Below are 20,905 nucleotides of genomic sequence, written 5' to 3' on the forward strand. Positions count from 1 at the left end.
CTGAAGAGCATATGCCAGCACGCGGTACGTCCACATCCAACAACCAACAGGTACAAACCGATGACTGAGCACAACACAGCGAGTGTACAGGAACGGCAAGCCCCTTTGCGCGAGCGGTACAAGGATGCGCCCAGCGAGGCTGCTATCACCGACCAGGCGCGAACTACGGGGGGCACCGATACCGATCCCTTTCACGGCCACGTCGTACCCGGGAGCGAAGACTACGGTGTTACGTGGCCCTTTGGCATCCATCGCGCCGTCGGCGGTCATCACGATGCCCCGAATCCCGGAGACGTGCTTTGTGCGGCCCTCGCCGTCTGCCTGGACTCAACCATCCGGATGATCGCCGATCGTCTTGGCGTCACGCTGAACTCTCTTGAGGTGGATGTCGAGGCTGACGTGGACGTCCGAGGGACATTGCTCGTCGAGAGAACCGTCCCTGTCGGGTTCCAAACCATGCGATGTCACGTCGATATCGAGGCGGTCGAGGGGACCGACCCGAAGGTGATGCAGAAGCTCCTGGCCGCTGCCGAGCACAGTTGCGTCGTTTTACAGACGCTGCGTTCAGGCGTCCCAGTTGAGACGAGCTTCGACGGCGCGTAGCACGTCCCGATCTGTGAGAACCTGTTTTGATTTCTCATTTTGGGCTCCGAGCGGCTCCGCTGGGCTGCAAATTGCCCCTAATCTCGGCCCGTAGCCCCGGCTACGAACCTCGATTGGGGTCCAATTTTCGCCTCAGCGTCTCGCGCTCTCGCCGTCAAACCAAAACCCAAACAGGTTCTGAGCCCATGCCACGGCTGCCTAACCGGCGGCTGCAGGGGGACGCAGGGGAACGGTCCTGCCCCGTCCGAACAGCCGCGTCTATTTTGCTTTGTTCAACCGCCGCGGTGGTTCGTAGCGTGGGAGTTCCAGGATGCCGTGTCGGACGCCGCCGGCGCTTTGGCTCGATAAGACCGTGGCGCTTCAGAATGGCTCCTACGGTGCTCGTCGCGAGAAGCCGCACCGCTGGGTGGCCACGCGAGAGGTAGGCGACGGGCTTTGTCAGAAGTGGTACCCGTGTATCCGGTCCGTACAGCAACGACGTATAGCATCCTACTGCTGCTAACGAAAGACCGGAGCTTTCTTGCTTGGCGCATGGTTGGTCAAGGGCGCTCACGGGTCAAAGACGGCAGACTACACTGCTCTTATAAAAATCGTTACTTGATGTTGAATGACCCTTCTTTTTATACTTACTTAAAACATCAAGACCCATCGCAACCACGTTTTATTGTTGCGTAGTTTATTTCTGTACGCTGGCAAACGAAGAGAGTGACCATGATCATGTATGCTTATCTCGCTCGCCGGTGCTACGTCCTACTATTCCTTACAATATTTTTTGGTGGATGCGACCTCGCTGGCGCTTCGGAAGACGGAGCCGTTGCCTTCACTGCAGATCAGCCGTCGTATACGGCGGGAAGCACAGCGCAACTGCACCTTGAGAACCGCTCTGACGACACATTTCGTGTAGGCAGCCTCTGTGCACTGCGCCTGTATCGAGAGGTATTGGGCAGCTGGAAAGCGGTCTGGCAACAGCAAGGCTGCCTGACCGTGGTCATTGAGGTGGAGCCGGGCGCTCGCCAAACGTTCCAGCCGGTTGTCCCTGAAGACGCTACCCCAGGCACCTACCGCTATGAACTTGGCTCTGCGGTCAGCAATACGTTTACCATAGACGCTCCGTAATGCAGCCTCCGTCACCGATTCATCGGCCCGTACTCTTACAATCAGAGCCCAAGGACCATGACCCGTGATCTATCTATCAGCGAAACAACGGTCGTTGCCACCTACGCAAATCGTCAGGATGCGGAGATCGCCAAGACACAGTTGGCAGATCACGACATCCTCGCCCTCATAACCGCCGACGATGTGCATCCGCCCCTCCAAATGACCGAAGGGGTGAAGCTTCGCGTCTTGGATCACAAGGCCGAGCAGGCGCTCAACATCTTGGACGTTGACGCAAAGCCCGTTCCAGCAGGCTCCGATGCGGAGATGCCCGATGCGAAGATGCACTCCGACGACGAGGCCGATCTTGCGTTTTCGCGCAATGGATTCGTGCAGGCCACAGCCTGGACGTACGTCGCGGCGTTCCTGCTTATGGTTGCTGTTATCGTTGCGGGGCTCTGGGTCAGTTCGTTCGCGTAGCCCGCACGCGCTTCATTTTCTTGCACTCCGACCGCTCATGCTCCGTCTACTGCTTATCGCATCTGGGCTTTTCATACTCGTAATGCCAGCCAGTGCGCAGTCGACAGCCGAGGATTCGGTGCAAACAGACCGTACGCCGGGTGCGCTGGAGGTGTCGGTGGAGCGAAGCTTCATGCGAATGTCGAAGGGCACGGCCACGGTAGCGCCTATTACGGGATATGGCGTGGCCATGCGCATCGGGTATCGTCCGGCGGCACTGTCGCGCCGTGCGCTGTTCGAAGCCTATGGGCTGCATGCGCCCAGCGACGCAAGTTCGTTCAGCAAGGCTCCGCAGGTCAGCACCGTAGGGTTTGCTGCAAGCGTTCTGCTCCGCAAGCCTTACCGACGCATCAACCCGTACCTGATGGTGGGTGGAGGCGTGTACCATGTAGATGCGCAGGAGGGACGGCCCTGCCGCCCTGAGGATGGCTGCTTGGACGAGAGCGGGGTCTCGTTTCGAGATGCCACGCTTGGATCGGCGTTAATGGATGCCGGGCTGTACGTAACCCTCTTGCGCCAGCTTGCTGTGCGCGCCGGGGCGCAGCTCTACATTCCCCTTCGCGCCCCCAGCCGCGTACGCGACAGCGGAAGTACGCGTCCGGCGGTAAGCCTTGGCATCACCATCCGTCCCTGATGGTTGTTGCGGACTCTGGATGTCAGTCCGATGCCTGGGCAATTACCTCGGAGGGAGGGGCATCGTAGTATTTGCGGAACGAGGTGGAAAAGTGAGAGAGGCTGTTGAATCCCACCGCATAGGCGACCTCCGAAACGTTCCCCTGCTGCGCACGCAATAGCGCGCGAGCCTGCTTCAGACGCTCGTTTCGGATCAGCGCGCTTGGCGTCTCGTCGGCCGCTTCACGCAAGCGCCGGTATAGATGCGACCGGCTGATGGACAGTGCATCTGCCAGCTCGGCCACCCCAAAATCAGGATCATTCAGGTTGGCCCGAATCACCTGAATGACATCTGCAGCAAACGCGCTCTCTTCAGATTCATTGTCTGAAGGCGTGCCCGCAGGCGTATCCGGCGCGGCCTCCTCTTCATACAGCGAGCGCAGGCGCATCCGCTTCTGAATGAGGCTTTGCACCCGTGCGCGCAGCACGCGCTGCTCAAACGGCTTTACCAGATACGCGTCGGCCCCCACATCCAACCCATCGATTTCGTCTTGAGGGCGAGCGCGGGCTGTCAGGTACAGCAGGGGGATGCCTGCCGTCATCGGGTCGTGCATCAGTTCCTGTCCCATCTCGAAGCCATCCATTTCCGGCATCATCACATCGGCCACGATGCAGTCGGGCAGATGCGTGCGTGCTGCGTCGCGTCCGCGTGCTCCGTTGTCGGCCTCGATGACGGCAAAGCGCTCGGCCCCTTCCGGATCTCCAGACGCTGGCGTCTCCAACACCGAGCGCACATAGCGACGCACATCCGGGTTGTCGTCGACGACCAACACCACGGGGCGATCCTCGTCGTTGGGCGGCGCCGTCGGTGTTGGTGATGCCGCCTTGGCAAGGGCCGCGCCCTCGGCAGGGTCGGCGCCGGTGGGCGACGGCACGGGCGCTACCGATGCGCCGTTGGGAAGCGCCTGTCGCGCCGGGAGCGTAATGGTAAACGTAGCCCCCGCATCGGGGGCGCTGTCCACACGAATCTGTCCGCTATTAGCGTGTACCAGCTCCTGGGCCAGACTCAGTCCAATGCCCGAGCCTTCCTGGGTGCGTGCTGCGGCACGGCCTCCACGCTGAAACCGGTCGAACAGACGCTCCTGCTCGTCTTTGGGGATGCCTGGCCCGGTATCCCTCACTACAATCTGCGCCGTGAGCAACGTAGCGGCTCCGTTCGCTTCGTTCCTCGACTGCCGACCGTCCTCGGGCGAGAGCGTCACGGCAACGCGTCCTCCCGTGGGCGTGTACTTGACCGCATTGGACACCAGATTTTGGATCGCCGTCTGCAGATGGGCAGCGTCGATGTGGGCGTACAGCGGATCGGCTGGGGTGTCTATCTCGAACGCGAGCTGCTTGCGCTCCGCCAGCGGTGCAAAGACACCTGCCGCAGCGTGCACCACCGCACTCAGGCGATACCACTTCGGATCGGCAGCCAGGCGTCCGTCGTCAAGTGCGCTCAGATCGAGCAGCTGATTGATGAGCGTCTGCAGCCGCTTGCCGTTTCGGTACACCATTTCCACGCGCTCGGGGGCGAGCGGCGCCTGTTGCTGGAGCGCATCGCGTGTGGGTCCGAGTAGCAGCGTCAGTGGCGTACGAAACTCGTGGCTCACGTTTGCGAAGAACCGGCGCTTTGCTTCGTTGAGCTCTTTCAGGCGGTCGGCCTGTTCGGCCAGCGTCTCGTTCTGGGCCCGCACCTGCTGAGTGCGGTCGTGGACGGCGGCCTCCAAGCGGCGCGCGCGTCGACGCTGCATGTAAAACACACCCCCAACGCCTCCCCCAATAAGCATTACGTAGAGCGCGTATGCTATCCATGTGCGCCACCACGGCGGTGCAATATGCATCTGCAACGCCGCAGCCTGCTCGCTCCACACGCCGTCGGCGTTAGCTGCGCGGACGCGAAAGGTGTACGTGCCTGCCGGAAGGTTGGTGTAGGTCGCCTCGCGCCGCGTGCCTGCGTCGACCCAATCGGTATCGTATCCTTCCAGTTGATACTGGTAACGGTTGCGCTGTGGATTCTTGAAATGCAGCGCTAAAAACGCAATCGTGATTGGGTCCTGGTCGTGGGCCAGATCGATCTGCTCGGTGTGCGCAAGCGGACGCGGCAACGGCGCGTCGGCCCCCGCCTCTACGCGTTCGTTTGATACGTACAAGTCGGTAAGCACAACGCGTGGGGGAATGCCATTGCCTTCGAGGGCACGGGGACGAAACACATTCAACCCGTTCACACCGCCCAGGTAGAGCCGCCCGTTGTGGTGCACCGCCGCGTGCTGGTTGAACTCCAGGCTCTGCAGTCCGCTCTCCAGTCCAAACTGCTGCACCGGACGATGCGGCGGCCGGGTATCCGGATCGAAGCGGACCAGTCCGTGATTGGTACTTAGCCATAGTTCCTCACCTGGACCGGGCAAGATGGCGTAGATGGTGTTGTCGGGCAGATTCACCGTGTTGGTCGTGTAGTGCGTTACGGCTCCGCTCTCTGTGTCCAGGCGGTCGAGGCCACCGCCGTCGAGGCTCGATACCCAGAGCACGCCAGGCTCGCTTGGACGTTCATGAATCCAGCCAAAGCGCCCTTTTGTGAGCGTGGACGGGTCGTTCGGGTCATGATGGTAGTGGGTCGTGAACGTGCCCGTAGTACGGTCGAGCTGGCACACGCCCTGCCTGGTCGCCACCCAGAGCCGCCCCTGCTGATCTTCCATCACGTCTCCAACCCAGTCGGTACCGTCGGCGTCTGGCGGGGTGTGCATATACCGCTGGAAGCTGTCGGTATCCTCCTTGTAGCGGTTGAGTCCGTCAACGGTGCCTATCCACAGCGTGCCTGCTCGGTCGTACCGCAACACGTTGATGTTGTGGCTGCTCAAGCTGTTGGAGTCGGTGGCATCATGCCGGTAATGACGAAAGCGGCCAGTGTCGGGGTCGTAGCGATCCAGACTGCGCCCGGTGCCTATCCACATCGTGCCGTCGTGGTGCTCGGCAAAGTCGTACGCCGTGGCTGCGGGTTGCGTAGGCTGCAGCGGGTCGTCTGGATCGGCCTGCCACACCCGCACAGTGCTGGTTGAGTCAATGCGGTGCAGATATCCCTCGTCGGTACCCACCCACAGGGCTCCGTCGCGGGCCACGCCCATGCCCCATACGTTCGGATGTCGGAGCGGGCCCGCCCCCCCAGCCCGGTAGTGCTTAATGCCAAGCGTACGCGGATAAAACGAGTTGATACCCGCTCCGCCGGTACCTACCCACACCACGCCTGAACGACTGGTGTACACATAAGTACTTGCCAGATCGAGCAGGCCGTGACGGTCGGCAGGCGCACTTCGATAGCTTGTAAAGGCTCCCGTATCCGCATGAAAACGAATGAGCCCGGTGCCAGGTGTAGCCACCCACAGCACATCAGCATTTGCCGGGTCGGGGCTTACGTTCATAACCGCACGGGGCTGGGTACGATCGGATGCGAGTGGGGCGACGCGCTCGACCACACTGCGCTCGGTATCAAACTGGATGAGCCCGCCCTCAGAGCCGATCCACATGCGCCCCGGCGTCTGCTCAGAGACGTATTGATGATGCAGCACGTGTTTGGGGACCGGACTTACCGCATCGGGCGGCCCCGGCGCGTGCAGGTAACGCTCAAAGCGGCCAGGCGTATCCAGATCCATGCGGTTGAGTCCGTTGGCCGTAGCCACCCAGAGGCGTCCCTGGGCATCCTCCCGAATCGACCGGATGCGGTTGTTGCTCAGGCTGTGGGTATCGGACGGGTCGTGCTCGTAGTGTGTGAAGTGCCCGACCCGGTCGGGGTGCATGCGGCTCAACCCGTTCTCCATACCCACCCAGATAGCACCGCGACTATCTTCAAACACCGCGTTTACCGACCCCGATCGCAGACTATGGGGCGTGTCAGGGTCGTGCTGGAAATGCGTAACAGCATCCGTAACCGGGTTGAGCCGGTTCAGTCCCCCAAACCGCGTAGCTACCCAGATGAATCCATCTCGGTCTTCGTGCAAGCTGTTCACGGTACCATCCGAAAGCGAAGCGGCGCCAAACGGATCGGGGTCGTACACCTTAAAGTCGTGCCCATCGTAGCGATTCAGTCCGCTCTCGGTGGCAAACCACATAAAGCCCCGGCGGTCTTGCAGTATGTCATGGATGTGCCCCTGCGAAAGCCCATCGGCCAGCGTGAGCCGACGGAAGCGAATGGACGGACTCTCGGCAGTTGCGACAACGCTGCGCTCTTGCGCATATCCTGCTTGGGCACCAACTGTCGTTACACCAGCCAGCAGAAGGCCCATCATATACAACACGATGCGAAAAAATCGCATGCTCAGACCGCTTTGCTATAGGAGGATTCGGCATTTTGCAACATATTGAGTAGCCTGTATAAATACCATACGTTTGCAAGAAACAACGACTTATTGCCCAGATCGGCACGTGAACTGCGCAAGGGATATGCCAAAAACAGCGGGCTTGGCTACCCGTTTAGATTGTGTTATACATTGCACTGCTGTGCCCGCTATTCGTCCTCGTGTTGGATGCCATTATGCCTGATTCTGCCCCGTTATCTTCCCCCAAGCACTCGGCTTCGGCTTCCCAGGAGGATGCACACGACCACGGCAATCACGGACACAGCCACCGCCCGGATGCAGATGTGGGCACTACGCGACTGGTGCTGGCTATCGTTTTCAACGCGCTCATCACGGCTGCCGAGTTTGTAGCGGGATTCGTGGCGGGCAGCCTGGCCCTTATGGCCGATGCCGCACACAACCTGAGCGACACCGCGTCGATGGGTACCTCGCTTGTCGCGCGCAAGATTGCCACCCGTGCTGCAGATGCCCGCCGTACGTTCGGATACGAGCGGGCCGAACTCATTGGTGCGTTCATCAACCTGCTCACGCTTGTGCTCATTGCACTGTACCTGCTGGTTGAGGCCGGGCAGCGCTACTTTGCTCCTACATCGATCGACGGCACGCTCATGATATGGGTTGGAGCGGCCACCCTGGTGGGAAACGTGGCTACGGCGTTTGTGCTGCATAAGCCCGCGCAAGACAGCCTGAACATCAAAAGCGCGTTCGTGCACATCGTGGCCGATGCGCTGGGATCGGTGGCGGTGGTGGCGGGTGGCGTGCTCATCCAACAGTATGGGTGGACGTTTGTGGATCCGCTACTCACCGCACTAATTGCAGGCTACATTCTGGTGCACAGCTACGGCATGCTGCGCGAGACCATCTCCATTCTCATGGAAAGCGCACCCCGTGGTTTCGATATCGATGCCCTGATTGAAACAACCGAGCGCATTACGGGCGTCCGCAACATGCACCATGTGCACGTGTGGCGCCTCGACGAGCATCGCGTGGCGCTGGAGGCACATGTGGACGTGGAAGGTATCCGTGAATTGGACGAGCTCGACCGCCTCAAGCAGCGCATCAAGACGCTGCTACACGATCAGTTTGCTATCGATCATGCCACGCTGGAGCTGGAGCATGGTCGGTGCACTGATGCTGACGCATTGCCCACTGGACCTGCTCAGGGATGTACGCTGTCGGCCTCGGGGTCTCCCGAATAAGTCCGCTTGCGTCTCACATGTGCGCATCCTATTATGAAACCGAACCATGTCTCATGCAGGTTTAGTGAACTAAGGCATCCGTATTCTGTGTCTGCTGGATGCCGATCTCCTGCCCAGATGGTTTGGCACCCTTCGTTTGCTCTCCCTGATTATTCGAATTGTACTATGCTTCGCTACGTATCCCTCTGCTTCATCGCCTTGCTGCTGGTGTCTCCAGCGGTGGCTCAAGACTACAGTGGCACCCTCACCGAAGACGCGCCCTCCCGCAGTAACGGCACTCCTTACAACACGCATACCTTTACGGCCGAGGCCAGCGAAGAGATCACGGTTCGCATGGAGGCCCCCACCGACGACTTTGACACGTACCTGCTCGTGCAGGCCCCGAATGGAGAAACCTATGAAAATGACGACTTCGGGGATTGCTGTGATGTCTCTCAGGTCACCTTTAACGCCCCTGTAGACGGCGAGTACGAAATCTGGGCCAGCGCATACTCATCGGGCGATAGCGGCGACTATACTGTGACGGTTGACCGCACCACCTACGAGGTGATACAGGAGGTCAGTGGGCGCCTTGACCCCGAAGACGATCAATCTATCAAAGGCGAGTACTTTGACTCGCTCACAATGGATGTCCCGGATGGACCATTCACCGTAGAGCTGCGCGCGCTGGGCTTTGACGGCTACCTGCGCGTCGTCTCCCCTGACGGCGAAGCGTGGCGCAATGACGACTATGGTTCGTCAGAGAGTTCGTATCGCCTCTCACGCGTGGAAGATCTCCCGGGCGACGGCGGCACGTGGCAGGTTGACGTGACCACGTACAGCGAGGGCGAAACAGGGGCCTATGACGTGCGCATCATCACCCCCGATGAGTAGGAGCCCACACGGCTCTCAACATGCTGAGACGGATTAGCCCGCATTGGACGATGCCGCTTCGGGGGCAGAGGCCGGTGCGGGCGTTTCATGTACAGTGTCGGTCTGTCCGTTTTTGGCATTCGAGCGCTCCCGGTCAGTCCACAGGCCACCTCGATCTTCGAACCACTGCCACAGCGCAGGCAAGAAGGTAAGCGCCGCCAACAGCGTGGCCCCGATGCCCACTACCGCAAGCAACCCAATGGATCGGAGTCCGGGATGAAAGCTCAGCAACAGCCCCCCAAACCCGATGATGGTGGTGAGCGAGCCGATGGTTACGTGCTCGCCCGTTGATCGCAACACAGGCCAGATGCGCCCGAAGCCCTCTTCGCGATACCGATGCACCAGATGCACGCCCGCATCGTTGCCGATGCCCAGCACCGCAGGCAGCACTACCATGTTGTAGAAGTTGAGACGCAGGTCAAAGATCTGCATGATGAGCAGCATCCAGAGCACGCCCACGATCAGTGGGATGAGCGCCAGCGCCGCCCAGCGCACGCGTCCAAAGTTGACGTACATGAGCACCATCACGATTAGGAAGGTCGCGCCGATCATGTAGGGCGCTTCTGCCTGCATCAGGCGCAGCATGTCGGCAGCCACAATTGAGGTGGAGCCTGCGTGGTAGGTCGTGCCGTCATCGAGCACAACGGTGCCCACCTCTTCGGCAAACGCCATGGAGTTACGTCCGTCCGAGAGCCCCACGCTTGGGTACACCATCACGAAGCGGCCCAGCTCGCCGTCGCGGGTGGTAAACTGCTCACGCAGAAAGTCGGGCACGCTATCGAGCGGAATGGGCGCGCGTGTCTGCGCGGCGCGGCGCAGCTTCTGCATGTCGTCGGAGGTATCGTCGCGCAGGTACCGGTTTTCGTTGACCGTTTCGCGAATGGATGCAATGCGGTCGAGCTTCGCCTGCTGGGTGGTGTCAGTAATCGGAAAGCGCTCCTGCAGGCTTTCAACAGCTAAAATCGTGGAGGTGGAGTCCTGGGCTTTCTCGCGCAGCGCGTTCACAATGCGCGGCACATCGGCCTGCGTATCCGCCACAATGTACGCCGGGTTGCGGCGATCCCCATCGCCCGTGTTCACCTCATCAATGACATCAGCGCGCTCCTCATACGCCTCATATTCCGGCTCCAGCGTACCAAAGTCGTACTCAAACTCGGCCTGTGGAAGCAGCGCCAGTGCGGCGACAACCGCAAGTGCACTGGCTGCTACAATGGGACGTGCTGCTGGATACCGGCGTGTGTCGATATCGACCGCAGCCTGGGCCGCAGCGTTCTGCCCGCGCAGGTCAATGAGCGAGAGGCGCTCCAGCACGGTGAGCATGGCGGGCATCACCACCGTCATCGCCAACAGGGCAAACAGCACCCCCGTGCCCGCAATGACGCCAAACTCGCTGAATCCCTTAAAATCGGCCACCCCCAAAACAAACAGTGCGCCCGCCGTTGTGAGCGCGCCAATGGTAATGGCCTGCCCGGTACTCTCGAATGTGGTTTCAATGGCCTCGGTAATGCGTGCCCCGCCGCCGCGCTCCTCGGCATACCGACCGTAAAAATGGATACCAAAGTCGATGCCCAGCCCAAACAGAACCAGTCCAAGTGTAGAGGTCATCAGGTTAAGCGTACCAAACGTCAGATACGCCACCCCGCCCGTCCAGAGCAAACTCATGAGCAGAGGAAGAGCAATGATGAGCGCCATGATCGGGGCCCGCATCATCTCACTGGCCAGCACCCGTCCGTTTAGCGTGCGGCCCACGCGAGCGCTGTACGACTTGTACATGAAGTAGAGCATCACAAAGAGCAGCAGCACACCTACGCCCACCCCAAACGAGCTGGCCACATCGTTCTGAATCGTCTGAATCTCGGTGAACTGCCGGTAGACGCGCCCAGCCAGCGTCACCTCCATATCGGCCTGATACGTTGCAGGCTCCATCTCGGCCACGAGGCTGTCGAGCGTATCGTAGAGGGCCCGCGTCGACCCGATGTCCGTGTTTGTGCTCGTCGGATAGAAGCGGACGACCATGGTGGTACTATCGTCCGAGATCGGATACTCAGTACCAATCAGCCGGTTGTACATGGCTTCGAGCTCTGCGCCATCGTCATCGGAGGCCGTATCGTCGTCGTCCTCCACATCGAAATAGAAGGGGTTGGCTTCAAGTTTGGCCTGCTCAATGGTCTCATCCAGAAAGGATTCGACGCGATCGAGCTCCTCGGTAGAAGCGAAGTAGAGGGCGTTGTCTTCCAGAAACTCCGTGTCGCGCTGAAACTCAACGCGCGACAGATACGGCTCTCCGTTATCGTTGGTCAGGTCGAGCGCCTGTGGAATAAGCGCCTCGGCGAAGGTTTTGTTGGCTTCGAACGAGGGACTCTGAATCCCCACGGCTACGTCGCTTTCGCCCCCTACCGTTTCCCGCAGGCGTTCGAGCGCCTGCACGCTGTCGTAGTCGCTCGGAATGAGCTTCGCAAAGTCGGTATCGATGCGCAGGTGCTGTGCGTAGAACGCACCCATTGCCGAGAGCAGAACGGCTCCGGCCACGACCCACCCTGCATAGTGCACTACGCAATCAATAAACGGACGAAGCGCACGAAAAAGTCGACTCATAGCACAATATCAATCACTTTCAACAAAGCGGGAACGCAGGTACAGTGGGGAGCCCTCGCGCTCAAAAGAGGCGTACCTCAAGAATAACACCCCGAGCGCAGTATAGCTGTACGCCATAGCTGCAACAGGGTCATACGCATAACAAGAGCCGCCCGTACAGGGCAGCAGGTATCGCACCTGTCGATGAATTTTCAGGCAGATAACGTTTCAGGGCTGAGAACCTGTTTGATTTCTTATTTTGAGCTGCGAGCGGTTCCGCTGCTCGTATCCCCACAACGCGCTAACCAGTTGCAGAAGCATACCACTCGTTCGGCTTACGACGACTCATGGGGGGCCGGTGGGTTCGGCTCCTTCTCTTTCAACGCTGCTTCGGACGGCATCTCTTGCGGCAACGATTGGCGGGCCATATTCTTACGATCCCACGCCGATACGGCCATAAAGAGAAGCAGATTCAGGGCTTTGTCCATTACGCTGTGCACGAGCATCAGGCTGGCAATGAGCGCCTCGGGCACTTGCGTGGCACGGGCAACCTCGATAGCAAACCCGACCCCCACCAGATCGCGACTGGGCACAAACGGAATGCTTTCTGCGATAATCTGTACGGCCAGAAACGTGAACCAGGCCTGCAACGGAATCTCAGGAGCGACCACCACCCACTGCGTGACCTGTAGGCTTTGAATCAGCAGAAGCCGTGCCGTGTGCAGGGCAAAGAGTGTGAGCAGCATGGCCCCCGAGAGCTTCAAAATGGAACGCCGAAACCGTATTCCGAGCGCGATCATCCCCCCTATAACAAGGACGACCACAGCGGCATAGGCCATGTTATGCTCCACTAACATCTCGGGAAGCACCACCAGACCGCTAAAGAAAAAGGTCGCCAGCAAGCTAAAGGCAACCACCGTCGCCGTAATCGAGGACACGATAGTGTTGTCTTTAATGCCATGCAAGATATTCAGCGCAGGCATGTCGATGCGATCGCGGGCCCAGAAGTAGAGATACACCTCCCCCGAATAGCTCATCACGTCTTTGTTGTAGACCCGCTTTTTGAGGGCCGCGGGAAAGATCGTCCACGGCGACGTGCGAAAGATGAGCCCGTAGATGATGGTCTGAAAGATGGGAAGCGTAAGGTAGATCGCTCCAAACAAAATGTAGAACCACGGCGTGCGCGGCAGCGAGGCCCAGATCTCGCCCCATCCAATGGTCGTCATACGATAGCCGAGGTAGCCGACGATTACCACTGTCAGCAGGTAGCGAAGCCCTTTTAGGATGCGACGGCCGCGCCGTGTTTCTTGAAACGTATGCCAGCGCGCCTTTGCACGTACGGCAAACTTGGTAAGCAATCCTGGCGGGGTCATACAACGGTGAGCTTAGGTGTTCGCACGCGGGCACAACCCGTCCACGACATGAAATCGATAAAATCACTAAACGGCCTGTTCGACAAGGCAACTCACTGCCCCATGCTACGCTTTCCAGCGCCCTATGGTGCGCCCCCTGGTATTCCCCCTGACCTGCTCCTGTGGACTGGCAGTCTATATTCTAAGTTAGCAATATCTGGACAGGGTACGCCCCTCCCAATTGGTAGTGGCAAACTACAATGGAGGAATCAGCCGGATCGCATCGAAGTCGGCCTCGGAGGTCTGACCGCTTATCGTGTCAGAGTCGTTCCAGATGGTGATTGAGACGGGATCGTTGGGCGGGTCTTCCCCAAACAGTTGGCGGTAGTCTGACCGGATATTGCGGCGCATGGTCTTCCAACGGCCCAAGCCCGGTTCGTTGGCCGAGTCGATGACCATCACGCGAAGCGGCCCCTGCTGGTCGGTGGTTCCTACAGGCAGCGACGAACTAAACGTGTACTTAATGCTCCTGGGACGCCCGAGCCAGTCGCTTCCGAAGGTAACGTACATGGCCGCAGCGGTGTCATTGCGACGACGGTCGTTTTCGGCAGCCCCTTCGGGATAGGACCGGATGCGCCACTTCCACTCGAACCACGGATGCTCGTCGAGCGCCCAGTCGAACTGTTCGCCATTCAGCAGGCTAATGCGCAGGGCCTCGTTCTCGGTGAACGTTCGCAGGTACGCGCGGCCATTGTTGCGCTGCACGCGGGCCCACTCATTCTCGCTCATCTGCGTCTCTATGTCGAGCACTTCCTGGTTGCTGGCGACAAAGACCCACTGGTTGGGGTACGTGCCTTCTTCATCATCCTGAAAATCATCCACGACCACTGCATCATCTTGCGCATTGGCCGACGGGGCCATGCTTCCATACAACGCCAGGGTCAGGCCCAGCATCAGAAATACTATAGCAATCTGCAGTCGAAAAAACATAGAGTAGTTACACTGTGCAAAAGAAAAGCGAGAATCTGCGAACCCGATCTGTACGGTCCGTTCTATAGTCTATCAAGCGGGATGCCAGGCTACTCCTGCTGACTGTAAGGAGCATCTCATGTACAACCGGTGTGCGCATCCTGCTAAACTGTCTATCATAATGGACGTGCGCCACTGTCGTATCCAACCCAGGTCGCAAAGCGCAGCACCGCTCCTGCACGTTTTGTCATTCTTAAGGAGCAAGGAGATTTCCTCAACATCTGCCGGTATCGGAAGGCTCAAGATGACAGTCCTCCAGGGGGCGACTTGAGTTATCTACTTCCTGGTACGCACTCTCATGAGCCGCTTTTTCACGGCTTAGGGTATCATTGCACGCTATGAATTTTCATGTGGTGGCTTACGGGGCTCGTCCTTGGTCGTGTTCTCGGGGGCCTCATGGGCACGGACCGTATCCTGAAACGCAGCTTCGTTATCTGCTACCCTGGTGTCGATGTACTGCGTCAGCTCGGGAGCCTCCTGCGTGCGCTCCCAAAGGAGAGTAGCCCCAAAGAGTCCGGTATTCAAGATGCGATCGAGCGCGCTACGCACCAGCAGCATCCCAGCCATGGTAGCTGCAGGGATGCCGAGTCCACTCGCCATACCGATGCCGGCTCCAGCAAAGAACAGATCGCGTGAGGGCAGCAGCGGAATGCGATTCGTGATGATTAACACCGCCAGCAGCGTCGCCCATGCGCTAAACGAGGCTTCGGGGATGACCACCCACCACTGTATCACCTGTAGTATGTTCGAGAGCAAGAAGCGCCCGCCGTGCACCCCAATCATCCAGCCGATTAAATCGCGCGGCAACGTAAAGATGGAGCGGCGAAACTGTACCACAAGTCCAATCGCAAAGACCAGCGCAGCCCCGCCTGCCACCAGGTAGCCCGGCGTCGGGTTCTCCATAACGTCGCCCGGCGTTACGTATCCCGTAGTCAGCAAGGCTACCAGAATAACAACCGCCGAGAGCACCGACATCATCGACGAGATGATGAGGTTGTCTTTGATTGCCATTGCAAGCGGGCGCACATCGTTGGTGCTGATGTGCTTCTTGGCCCACGTAAACAGATACACCTCGCCCGAGTAGCCCACCACGTCGGTGTTCAGCACGCGCTTGCGCAGCAGAATGGGAAGCGACTCACGCGCGCTGAGGTCCCACACGCGCCCGTAGATGAGCACCTCGGCCAGGGGCAGAATGGCATACATCGCCAGCACCGTTACGTAAAACCACGGCGTGGTCGGCAGCGAGCGGAGCACCTCGGCCCATCCAATGCCCGCCAGCCGATACGCCAGGTACGCCAGAATGCCTGCCACAAGCAGATAGCGAACGCCCTTCATCGTCCACGTGCCGACTTGCGACGACGCAAACGCCTCCCACTTCTGCGTAATCGTATCCAGCAGCATGCGCAGCATTGGTTGTGAGTAAAGGCAACGCGATGTGCAACGGCGAGCCTCCATGAAGGATGAGGCGCTTGCGTGGACTTTCTGGCATTTTGTGCGGTTGTCCGTGCATTGACCTGCTCATCCGTTACCCACGTCAAACGATATGTGCTGTTATGCGTGCAGAGGGTGTTCGCTGTCTGTCGTTCGCTGTCCATTGTTTGCTCCCGCGCCAGTATGTCCACTCCTCGCGTAGCACTGTTTGTGCGGCGCTTTCTGCCGTACTCGCAGACCTTTATCCACGACGAAATCAACGCGCACGAGCGGTATGCCGTCGATGTGTTCTGCCAAGAGCGCCTGCACGCTGACCGCTTTCCACACGACCGCGTGTTCACCCCCGAAGGCTGGCTGGGTCAGCGTATCTACGAAAACGTGGGCTACTGGCCCGACTTTGACCAACGCCTGGGCAGCGGCGATTACGACCTGGTGCATGCGCACTTTGGCACAGCCGCCGTATACGCGCTTCCGTATGTGATGCGCCACGACCTGCCGTTTGCGGTTACGTTTCATGGCATTGATGTCGGAGACCTCTTTGGTCCGCGCCGCTTTCTGCCGCTGCAATGGCGGTACTGGGCGCTCTCCTCAAAAATATTCGAGCACGCTGACCTGATGCTCTGCGACAGCATTGAACTGCGCGAGCTGCTGGGCGAACTGGGTGCGCCCCGCGAGAAGATGCAGGTGCATCGGCTGGGCGTAGACCTGTCGCAGTTTCAGCGCGCCGATGAGGAGCGCACCGTGCCGCGTATCACACTGGTAGGGCGATTTACACCCAAGAAGGGCTTCACCTATGCGCTTCGGGCATGCGCTCGTGCCTTCCGGGTCGGATACGAAGCCGAGGTGGTCGTCTTGGGGTCGGGCGAGCAGGAGGATGAGCTGCGCGCGCTGGTGCACAAGCATGACATGGCCGCGCAGGTTGACTTCCGGGGCGCTGTGCCACACGACGAAGTCGCCCGCGTGCTGGCCCGCACCGACGTGATGATGACACCCAGCGTGGTAACACGCACCCACGACCGTGATTCGGGCATTGTCGTGGCCAAAGAGGCCAGCGCGTGCGAGGTGCCTGTCATTGGCACGTATCACGGCGGCATCCCCTCAATTATCGACGATGGCGAGACCGGCTTTCTGGTCCCCGAGCGCAATGTAGAGGCGCTGGCCGACCGGCTCATCACGCTGCTCGACGATCCAGAACGCCGACGCGCCATGGGCCGCGCCGCCCGTGCTAAGATGCGCAGCGATTTCGACATGGTTAAGCAGTGCCAGGCGCTCGAAGGCTATTACGACCGCATCCGCCACACTGCCTAACTCTTGTGCTTTTACTCATAAGCCTGCTGCCTGATGTCTGAATCCACCCAAGACGAGCTGCGGCGTGGGGCGCTCGTCAACACGCTGGGCACGCTTGGCAAGCTCGCCGGGCCGTCGCTGCTCATCGTTGTCACGCGGCTATACGGCGCCGATGTGTTTGGCATCTTCATTACAGCGGTGGCTTTTATCGAGGCCGGGCTTGCATTTCTGACTGCCGGATTCCGTGACGGCGCTCTTATTTCGGTGGCTCGCCACGCCGACCACGACGACGAAACCGACAAACTCTACCAGCTGCTCTCAAACACGCTCGGCTGGAGCCTGGGCTTTGCTGTAATTTTAGCGGGGCTTGTGTTTGTGGCAGGGCCGCAGCTCATCCCTCTGCTGTACGATTCCTACGGCACGCGCCTGCTGCACATGCTGCAGTGGATGGTGCTGGCGCTGCCTATCTTGGCGTTCGACCGCATCGTAATTGCGGCTACGCAGGGCCTCAAAATCATGAAGTACGATGCCATCTCGAATGGCGGACTCCGCCCGGTTACGCTGCTCGCTACCGGCGCCGGGTTCTGGTTCTGGATGCCGAGCGAAACCGGTATGGCGCTGGCCTACGTATCCACCCAGGCGCTTTTGGGCGTCGTGGCGCTCTACGTCTACTCGCGCGAACTGGAGTGGAAACCGCTGTGGCAGGCGTTTCGCACGTTTACGCTCGACCGCGAGCTCATGCGCTTTGCCATCCCGCAAAACCTGAATATGACGCTGGAGCGCTTCCTCACGAATATCGATGTGCTCATGCTGGGCATGTTCGGGGTGAGCGCCCGAACCACCGGCTTCTACGGTGCTGGAGCCATGATCGTGCGCGAACTGCTGAGCATCAAGCAGGTGTTCTCGAATGCCTACGCGCCGTTTATCGTGCGTTTGCATCGCGCCGGACGCACCGCCGAGCTCTCGAAAACCTATTCGCGCACCACGCTCTGGGTCATCACGATCGCCATTCCGGCCCTGCTGGCGGTGGGGGTGATGCGCAACGACCTGCTGCGGCTTGTATCGCCCGAGTTCGCCGGGCTCGATACGCTGTTTATGCTGCTTCTACTGCCCATTCCCTACTTGCAGTGCAGCTTCAGCCTGGCGGGCAACATCGTTGTGATGACCGGCCACTCGCGCCTCAATCTGCTCAACAGCACCATCACCGGCGTGCTGAACGTGCTGTTGAACGTGTGGCTCATTCCCGTGCTGGGTCTTGTTGGCGCAGCCCTGGCATCAACCATCGCCACAAGCGTGAAGATGGCCCTGGAGGTTGTCGAGGCGCACTGGGTCGCCAACGCTCGGCTGCTCATCTCCGAGATTTTCCGACCGCATCTGGCGGGCGCTCTGGTTGTGGTTGGTCTGTGGAGCGCCGAGGTGTTCTGGGGGGATGCGACAGGCACGCTCTTCGGGCGCGGCCTGATGCTCGCTACCGGGCTGGCCGCCTATACAGTTATCCTCATTGTGCTGAACGGCCGCATCCCAGCCATTCCCGGCATTACCACCGAGCGCGAACCGCCTACGCTCAACGACGATCCGGCGGATCAGTCCGACGCATGAAGAGGATCGTTTCGTTGAAGCTTTCTGCACATCCGCCCCACTTGTGGGGCACAAGACGCATTTCTTTCCATCCAGCGCGCGCTTACCAATAGCAGTATGTAGCCGCATCGCCTGCTCGATAGGGGCCAATACCAATTCGGATGTACGTCGATAACCGGCAGTGGTACCCACCAGCAGTGTAACGCTTGCGGCGTATCTGGGTCGTATGCTGTGCACGATGCCCGCAATTGTGATGCGAGTAGCCATCAGCCCGAGCCGCGCCTACATATCTGCATGCCCACTGTGAATTGTGCGTATCTGCATGCCCATAGCGTAATACGCTTGTAACTACGAAAACAGGTTTACCATCGCAAGGTACCGATTATAGATCTTGGTAGCAACAGGTTGTAGCCCCAATGCCGGGTTGATCCTAAACACAGTTTTGTTCTTAATCAGGTGGATGGCCATGGCAACCGACTTTTCCCAAGCTGCCCCTGAACCACGACGACCTGCACACGACGCACCAGACTCATCGTCGGAGGCCAAGGCGTCTGCTTTGCTCCGCATGTTCTGGTCACCACAGTCGGTGCGGCGGCTCGTGCTGGGCGTAATGGTCGTGCTGGTACTTCAGTATGCGCTTGTTGGCATTGTAGGTGTCGTGCTGCGCGAGCCCTGGCCTACGCTGGTGCTCCCGGCGTTTCAGAACGTATGGGATGGCGATGACGAGCTGGCAGTACCCCGCGCCCGTCTTATCGCTATTAGCAGCGATAGTACGTCGTTTGAGGTCCCTGTTGATGCGGTGTGGAGTGCCGTTCCCACTTCGCAGCAGGCTGGCTTTCTACGCGAGCAGTGCCGCCCACAGACGCTCAGCGGCACGCCACGCACCGAGCGCTGCACGCTGCCCGAAGCCCGGGCGTGGATGCGCACCCAGCTGCAGGACCGCTATCCGCTGCATCAGATTGAGCGCCTCGATGTGGTGTGGGAGGAGGTCTTTTTCAATGTGAACGAGCGGACGACCGCCCAGGCTCCGCGTGCCCAGCCCACCGACACGCTGCGTGTGCCCCTGTAGCTCTCAGAGCCTCCTTCTGGTGTCATCACTGCCCCACGGCCATCTTCACTTTTCCATGCGTGCTGCTCTCGACCGCTGGCTCTTCGACACCTTCACGGCCTCGCCCGAGGGGCTGGGTCTGTACCGCATTCTATATGCCAGCTTCGTGTTATTTGCCTTCACACCCGGACACGCTGAACTGCTCGACTTTTCGTTCGTCGGCGCGCTCCCCAATGCGTTCTTCTTGCCTCCTCCGGGTCCCCTGATGCTACTGCCCGGCCCGCCGCCCTCCTGGCTGCTCGACGCCTTGCACCTATTGCTCACAGGCAGCTTGGTCGCGCTTCTTGTAGGCTACCGCACGCGCTGGGCCTCTTGGGCCGTGTTTGGACTCCTGCTCACCGGCTATGGATTTGCATTCTCAGTCGGCAAGATTAACCATGTGATGCTGTTTGTGCTACTTCCGCTGGTGATGTCGCTCACCAACTGGGGCGCGGCCTACTCAATGGATGCACAGGCCCAGCGCACGCCCCGTGCTGTGCAAACCTGGCCCCTGGCGCTGCTCGCTCTGCTCATAGGCTTTGCGATGTTCACCGCGGGGTTCTCTAAATTAATCGGCGGCTGGCTCGACCCCACCACCCAGGCCACGCAAGGCCACTTTGTTAAGCAGTTCTTTGCCCGCGGACGCCAGGACTTCCTGGCCCCATGGCTGCTTCAGGTCGATTCCGTCGTGTTTTGGGAGCTGCTCGATTGGGGGACCGTGTTGTTTGAAATGGGCTTTCTGGTAGCGGTCGTCCGAAAACAAACCATGCGGCTGTTTCTCGCCGCAGCCATTGGCTTCCACCTCGGCACGCTCCTGATGCTCAACATTGCATTTGTGTTCAACTATATCGTGTACGCGGCCTTTATAAGTTGGGGTCCTCTGGCCAAACGCCTGCAAGACGGGCTTGCCCACCTGCCCAATGGGGCCGCCGCGCCCCGTCTCATCCTGCTCGTAGGAGCCGTTGGCACGCTCGGCCTCTGGGCGTACGGCTCGCCGCTCCTGTGGGGCTCTCTTTCTGCTGGCCTCGTCTCCGATCTAACCTGGATTGAGGTAGGCTGTGCTGCTGTAGCCGTGGCTGTCGTGCTGGCCGAGGGGGGGCGCTACCTCCGGAATGTGTTGCATCGGACCCATCGCCAGCAGCACCCTACGATGAAACGCAGTGGTTGAAGGGCCTGGGGAAAGCAGCAGAATGCCGAAACCTCCCCTTAGCCATGTGCTCTAACCTCATGCATCCGGTT

The 20,905-nt window shown here is 59.7% G+C and carries 15 protein-coding genes; 10 read left to right on the forward strand and 5 right to left on the reverse strand.

What is annotated here, in order from left to right; translation table 11 throughout:
• Positions 1 to 60: 60 nt before the first annotated feature.
• The 4 genes from CRI93_RS03150 (at position 61) to CRI93_RS03165 (ending at position 2,851) form a co-directional block, all read left to right on the forward strand.
• Positions 61 to 603: an OsmC family protein gene (locus tag CRI93_RS03150; protein WP_098061163.1), complete on the forward strand. Its 543-nt coding sequence runs from the start codon at positions 61 to 63 to the stop codon at positions 601 to 603.
• Between the two features lie 711 nt (positions 604 to 1,314).
• Positions 1,315 to 1,719, forward strand: coding sequence for a hypothetical protein (locus CRI93_RS03155; RefSeq protein ID WP_098061164.1), 405 nt, complete (start codon positions 1,315 to 1,317; stop codon positions 1,717 to 1,719).
• A 57-nt stretch (positions 1,720 to 1,776) separates the two neighbouring features.
• On the forward strand, positions 1,777 to 2,178 hold the full coding sequence (locus CRI93_RS03160; RefSeq protein ID WP_098061165.1) for a hypothetical protein: 402 nt from the start codon (positions 1,777 to 1,779) through the stop codon (positions 2,176 to 2,178).
• A 37-nt stretch (positions 2,179 to 2,215) separates the two neighbouring features.
• Positions 2,216 to 2,851, forward strand: coding sequence for a hypothetical protein (locus CRI93_RS03165; RefSeq protein ID WP_141491539.1), 636 nt, complete (start codon positions 2,216 to 2,218; stop codon positions 2,849 to 2,851).
• Positions 2,852 to 2,873: 22 nt separating this feature from the next.
• On the opposite strand, the gene CRI93_RS03170 is transcribed toward CRI93_RS03165, so the two are convergent.
• Positions 2,874 to 7,175, reverse strand: a complete 4,302-nt coding sequence (locus tag CRI93_RS03170; RefSeq protein ID WP_098061167.1) for a two-component regulator propeller domain-containing protein — start codon at positions 7,173 to 7,175, stop codon at positions 2,874 to 2,876.
• Positions 7,176 to 7,393: 218 nt separating this feature from the next.
• Between CRI93_RS03170 and CRI93_RS03175 the strand changes: the two genes are divergently transcribed.
• Together CRI93_RS03175 and CRI93_RS03180 are read left to right on the forward strand one after the other, a co-directional pair.
• A complete protein-coding gene (locus CRI93_RS03175) occupies positions 7,394 to 8,416 on the forward strand; it encodes a cation diffusion facilitator family transporter (RefSeq protein WP_141491540.1) in 1,023 nt (340 codons plus the stop codon).
• Between the two features lie 165 nt (positions 8,417 to 8,581).
• A complete protein-coding gene (locus tag CRI93_RS03180) occupies positions 8,582 to 9,289 on the forward strand; it encodes a PPC domain-containing protein (RefSeq protein WP_098061169.1) in 708 nt (235 codons plus the stop codon).
• Positions 9,290 to 9,322: 33 nt separating this feature from the next.
• On the opposite strand, the gene CRI93_RS03185 is transcribed toward CRI93_RS03180, so the two are convergent.
• The 4 genes from CRI93_RS03185 to CRI93_RS03200 form a co-directional block, all read right to left on the reverse strand.
• Entirely contained in the window at positions 9,323 to 11,923 is a 2,601-nt protein-coding gene (locus CRI93_RS03185) for an efflux RND transporter permease subunit (protein ID WP_098061170.1), read from the reverse strand.
• 314 nt (positions 11,924 to 12,237) lie between these two features.
• Entirely contained in the window at positions 12,238 to 13,275 is a 1,038-nt protein-coding gene (locus tag CRI93_RS03190) for a hypothetical protein (RefSeq protein WP_098061171.1), read from the reverse strand.
• Between the two features lie 234 nt (positions 13,276 to 13,509).
• Positions 13,510 to 14,244, reverse strand: coding sequence for a DUF3047 domain-containing protein (locus tag CRI93_RS03195; protein WP_098061172.1), 735 nt, complete (start codon positions 14,242 to 14,244; stop codon positions 13,510 to 13,512).
• 375 nt (positions 14,245 to 14,619) lie between these two features.
• The gene (locus CRI93_RS03200; RefSeq protein WP_141491541.1) at positions 14,620 to 15,684 is read right to left on the reverse strand and encodes a hypothetical protein; all 1,065 of its coding nucleotides are present in this window, start codon (positions 15,682 to 15,684) and stop codon (positions 14,620 to 14,622) included.
• 213 nt (positions 15,685 to 15,897) lie between these two features.
• Between CRI93_RS03200 and CRI93_RS03205 the strand changes: the two genes are divergently transcribed.
• From CRI93_RS03205 to CRI93_RS03225, 4 genes are all read left to right on the forward strand, one after another.
• Positions 15,898 to 17,022 carry a glycosyltransferase gene (locus CRI93_RS03205; protein WP_098061174.1) on the forward strand — a complete coding sequence of 375 codons (1,125 nt, stop codon included), beginning with the start codon at positions 15,898 to 15,900 and terminating at the stop codon, positions 17,020 to 17,022.
• A 33-nt stretch (positions 17,023 to 17,055) separates the two neighbouring features.
• The gene (locus CRI93_RS03210) at positions 17,056 to 18,600 is read left to right on the forward strand and encodes an oligosaccharide flippase family protein (protein ID WP_098061175.1); all 1,545 of its coding nucleotides are present in this window, start codon (positions 17,056 to 17,058) and stop codon (positions 18,598 to 18,600) included.
• A 544-nt stretch (positions 18,601 to 19,144) separates the two neighbouring features.
• Entirely contained in the window at positions 19,145 to 19,648 is a 504-nt protein-coding gene (locus tag CRI93_RS03220) for a hypothetical protein (RefSeq protein ID WP_098061177.1), read from the forward strand.
• Between the two features lie 55 nt (positions 19,649 to 19,703).
• Positions 19,704 to 20,834, forward strand: a complete 1,131-nt coding sequence (locus tag CRI93_RS03225; protein ID WP_098061178.1) for an HTTM domain-containing protein — start codon at positions 19,704 to 19,706, stop codon at positions 20,832 to 20,834.
• Positions 20,835 to 20,905: the final 71 nt, after the last annotated feature.

This window comes from Longimonas halophila, assembly GCF_002554705.1.
Lineage (GTDB): Bacteria > Bacteroidota > Rhodothermia > Rhodothermales > Salinibacteraceae > Longimonas > Longimonas halophila.